The sequence below is a fragment of the Longimicrobium sp. genome, assembly GCA_036387335.1.
Taxonomy (GTDB): domain Bacteria; phylum Gemmatimonadota; class Gemmatimonadetes; order Longimicrobiales; family Longimicrobiaceae; genus Longimicrobium.
In genome coordinates, this window is the sequence record DASVTZ010000005.1 from 1 (window position 1) to 4,214 (window position 4,214).

The following is a 4,214-nucleotide window of genomic DNA, read 5'->3' on the forward strand; positions in this document are numbered from 1 at the left end:
CAAGGCCGAGGAAGGCGAAGGTGCCGAAGCCGGCGAAGCCGAGGGTGCCGAGCCACCAGAGCCGGAAGGCATGGCCATCGGTCGCCAACGCGCCGCGGCCTTCGGATGCCCAGAGGACGAGCAGGAAGATCGGGGCGGCCGAACCGTACCGCACGAGGTTCAAGGCGAAGGGGTCCACCTCCCCCATCAACGGCTTCGCCACGGCGAACATGCCGCCCCAGGCCAGCGCCGCGGTCGCGAGCATCGCGCCTCCCCGCAGCCAAATGGGAACTCCGGGCATCCCGCCCTCCTTCTCTCGCCAGGCGCCGAAGAATGGTTGTGGACTCACGCCCGGAACATGCGTGAAATCGCGCGATGGATGCGCGAAAACGCACAGGCGAGGCGGCCCTGCGCGACTGGGACCGGTTGCGCGTGGTCCTGGCGCTGCACCGGGGCGGTACCCTCTCCGCGGCGGCGCGGACGCTCGGCGTGGACCACACCACCATCGCCCGGCGGGTCGAGGTTTTCGAGCGGGACCTCGGCGCACCAGTCTTCGAACGTGGGCCCGATGGGTTCAGCCCGACGCCGTTCGGCGAGGAAATCCTCTCCGCCGCGGAGCGGATGGAGGGCGAACTGCACGGGCTGCTCCGCCGCCTCGATCTCGGGGCGGGCGGGCTGACGGGACTGGTCCGCCTGACGACGACGCCGCACCTCGCGTCAACGCTCTTCGCGCCGGCGATCGGCGCCATCCTGCGAGCCTATCCGGGGCTGCAGATGGAACTGGTCGGGGATAGCCGAACCCTCGACCTGTCGCGGCGGGAGGCCGACCTGGCGGTGCGTCTGTCACGGCCGGAGGCGCCGGGACTCGTCGCGCGCCGGCTGGGGGAGATCGCCTTCGCGCTATACGCCGCGGCCGATGATCCGCGTCCCTTCGATGCGCTGCCTTGCCTCGCCTACGACGACGTGTCGAGCAACTCGCCGCTGCACCGCTATCTCGCGGAACTCGTGCCGCCCGAGCGCATGGTCCTGCGCTCCAACACCATGGCCGCGTTGCTGGAGGCGGCGCGCGCGGGCCTGGGCTGCGCCGTGCTGTCCTGCTTCGCGGGCGAGGCGGACCCGCTCCTCCGCCGCGTGCCGGCGCCGCGCGCCATGCCCCCCGTGCCGCTCTGGCTCATCTACCATGAGGACCTGAAGCGCAGCCCGCGCGTGCGTGCCGCCGTAGCCTTCGTGGACGAGGTCGTGGCGCGACATCGCAGCGCCTTGCGGCCGCCCGGCTTTCCGTTCGATCCCACATAGAGGGCGGGGCGGGCGATGTTTGTAGGCGCACGTGCCCGCGCTCTGCCGTGGATGGAAGCGACGGCCGCAGCCCGGACACTCGGTCCGCGAGAAGTTGCCCACAAAGGCAGCGACGCTGTCGCGCTCGGCAGAGTCTGGCCGGGAGCGGCAGGTCGGCTTTGGAGCACACCGAGGTGGGAAGCTGCCATGCTGAGCTCTCCGATGTTTCGGGTCTCGTGCGGACCCGATCGGGTTTCAGCGCGGCGACCGCTGCTTGGTCGAGCTGGTCGGAGCGTGCCCGTTCCACTCGGGGCAGCGAGTGACAGCACGAGAATGCACAACCATAAATTGTGCCCGTCTGATACGCCCGGCCTCATTTGTTGACCTGTGCCCAGTGGGGGTGGGCGATGGACGTGATGCGGTCTGGCTGCTGCATGAGCCAGTTCCAGGCGTCGCAGCAGGCATCGAGGATGACATCGTAGGTGTGGAAGACGCGGTTCGCGAGTTTGTTGGAGCGGAGCAAAGCCCAGAGGTTCTCGACCGGGTTCAGCTCCGGCGCGTAGGGGGGCAGGTGGAGCAAGCTGATGTTGCCCGGCCCCCGCAACTCGCCGCCGGTCTGGTGCCAGCCCGCGCCGTCGAGGACGAGGACGGCATGTGCACCGGCGGAGACCTCGCGGCTGATCTCGGCGAGGTGGAGGTTCATGGCTCGGGTGTTGGGGTAGGGCAGGACGAGCCCTGCGCCAGTGCCGCGTGCGGGGCAGACCGCGCCGAAGCGATAGGCCCAGGCATAGAGGCAATCCTTCGGGGCGGCGGGCCGCGATCCCCGCTCGGCCCAGACGCGGGTGAGCGTGCCCTGCTGGCCGATACGGGCCTCGTCCTGCCACCAAAGCTCGACGGGCTTGCCGCAAGCCTCGGGCGGCAGGACGGCCTCTACGAGGGCGGGGAAGTCGCGCTGAAAGACGCCTGCGCCGCCGCGTCGTGGCCCGGATGCCGCGGCCGCGTCACGAGCCGCCGGAAGCCAAGCCGACGCAGCACCGTCCCGACTGTCCGCTCGGCAAGGGTGATGCCAAACCGCTGGGCGATGCGGCGCGCCAGGTCCGCCCTCCTCCAGCGCACGACGCCATCGCGGGCCAGCTCCGGCCCCTGCCGGACCCACTCGGCCACCTCCGCCTCCTGCGTGAGGCGACGCTTGGGGCCAACCTCTCCGACACGGTCCCGCAGGGGCCGGAGCTGGCCCGGCAGGCCCTCCTCCTTGTAGCGGATGACCCAGTCCCGCAGCGTCTGCCGGTCCATCCCTGCCGAGCGCGCCGCCTCCGTCCGCGACGCCCCTTCCAACACCAGAGCGAGTGCCAGCATCCGTCGCGACGCCGCCGCGTCCCGTTCACGAGCCGCCGCGCGACGCAGCCCAGCCGCGTCCAGATCGCGCCACGTCACCGCCACTGCCTTCGACATCGCCGCCTCCCGCCATCACCGGCAGGAGCGAATCATCCCCAGCGCCCGAGTGGAACCCCGCCAGAGTCGGTGATCCAAGCCGGGCGTATGATACGCCCGGCGTCATTGGTTGACCCGTGCCCATGATCTGGTGGCGATGGAGGTGATGCGGTCGGGCTGGCGCATGAGCCAGTTCCAGGCCTCGCAGCAGGCGTCGAGGATGGCATCGTAGGTGTCGAAGACACGGTTGCTGAGCTTGTTGGAGCGCAGGAAGGCCCAGAGGTTCTCGACGGGGTTCAGTTCGGGCGCGTAGGGCGGCAGGCGGAGGAGGGTGACGTTCGGGGGCACGTTCAACTCGCCGCCTGTCTGATGCCAGCCCGCGCCGTCGAGGACGAGAACGGCATGCGCGCCGGGGGAGACCTCGCGACCGATCTCGACGAGGTGGAGGTTCATCGCCCCGGTGTTGGCATAGGGCAGGACGAGCCCCGCGCCGACGCCGCGCGCGGGACAGACGGCGCCGAACAGGTAGGCCCAGGCGTAGCGGCAATCCTTCGGGGCGGCGGGACGCGAGCCGCGTTCGGCCCAGATCCGCGTCAGCGTCCCCTGCTGGCCGATGCGGGCCTCGTCTTGCCACCAGACCTCGATCGGCTTGCCGCGTGCGGTCTCGGGCAGGGCAGCGGCTACGAGGGCGGGGAAGTCGCGCTGAAAGACGCCTGCGCCGCGGCGCTGCGGCCCGGGTGCTGCGGCCGCGTCACGAGCCGCCGGAAGCCGAGCCGACGCAGCACGTCACCGACACTGCGCTCGGCGAGCACCACCCCGAAGCGCTCGGCGATGACGCGCGCGAGGTCCGCCCGCCGCCAGCGCACGACGCCATGCACCGCGCGGTCGGGGCCGCGCCGGACAAGGTCGGCGATCTCGGCCTCCTGTGCGACCGTCAAGCGACGCTTGGGGCCGCGCTCGCCGGGGCGGTCGCGCAGTCCCGACAGGCCCTCCGCGTTGTAACGATGCACCCAGTCCCGCAGCGTCTGCCGATCCATCCCCGCCGCGCGCGCTGCCTCCGCCCGCGAGTGCCCCTCCAGCACGAGGGCCAAGGCCAGCATCCGCCGCGAGGCCGCCCCGTCCCGCTCGCGCCTTGCCGTCCGGCGCAGCCCCGCCGAGTCCAGATCCGTCCGCGTGATCGCTACCGCCAGCGCCATGACCGCTACCCCCCTCAACAGGCCAAGCGAATCACGTCCCACCGCCCATAGGAATCCTCCGCGAGTCAAAAATCCCCGCCGGGCGTATCAGATCGTTCACGTTCGCGAAGGCGCAGGCGAGCAGCAGCGATTCTCCCCAGAAATACGCCGTCCCCGTGCCCGCCCGTGCCGCGTATTCCCACTCCGCCGCGGAAGGCAGTCGAAAAGTCGCACGTCCCCCCGCCTTCTGGGTCAGCCACGCCGCGTAGGCCTCGGCATCGACGGCGCTGACGCAGACGACGGGGTGGTCGTCCTGCTGCGCGAAGCCAGGGTTCTCGAAATTCGCGTCCGGCC

The 4,214-nt window shown here is 71.0% G+C and carries 5 protein-coding genes; 1 reads left to right on the plus strand and 4 read right to left on the minus strand.

From position 1 onward, the window contains the following. Nucleotides 1-244, minus strand: a 244-nt coding sequence (locus VF647_00345; GenBank protein HEX8450505.1) for an EamA family transporter, incomplete at its 3' end; no start/stop codon positions are given. A 110-nt stretch (nt 245-354) separates the two neighbouring features. On the opposite strand from VF647_00345, the gene VF647_00350 reads away from it, so the two are divergent. Continuing rightward, nucleotides 355-1,275 carry a LysR family transcriptional regulator gene (locus VF647_00350; GenBank protein HEX8450506.1) on the plus strand — a complete coding sequence of 307 codons (921 nt, stop codon included), beginning with the start codon at nt 355-357 and terminating at the stop codon, nt 1,273-1,275. Nucleotides 1,276-1,627: 352 nt separating this feature from the next. Here VF647_00350 and VF647_00355 read toward each other — a convergent pair. The 3 genes from VF647_00355 to VF647_00365 form a co-directional block, all read right to left on the minus strand. Then, nucleotides 1,628-2,706, minus strand: a protein-coding gene (locus VF647_00355) for an IS630 family transposase (protein ID HEX8450507.1) whose coding sequence is annotated in 2 segments (ribosomal slippage) — nt 1,628-2,211 and nt 2,211-2,706 — 1,080 coding nt in all. Because the reading frame shifts where the segments join, the coding sequence is not laid out codon by codon here. A 102-nt stretch (nt 2,707-2,808) separates the two neighbouring features. Further along, nucleotides 2,809-3,881, minus strand: a protein-coding gene (locus VF647_00360) for an IS630 family transposase (GenBank protein ID HEX8450508.1) whose coding sequence is annotated in 2 segments (ribosomal slippage) — nt 2,809-3,392 and nt 3,392-3,881 — 1,074 coding nt in all. Because the reading frame shifts where the segments join, the coding sequence is not laid out codon by codon here. 31 nt (nt 3,882-3,912) lie between these two features. Beyond that, nucleotides 3,913-4,214, minus strand: a 302-nt coding sequence (locus tag VF647_00365) for an SUMF1/EgtB/PvdO family nonheme iron enzyme (protein HEX8450509.1), incomplete at its 5' end; no start/stop codon positions are given.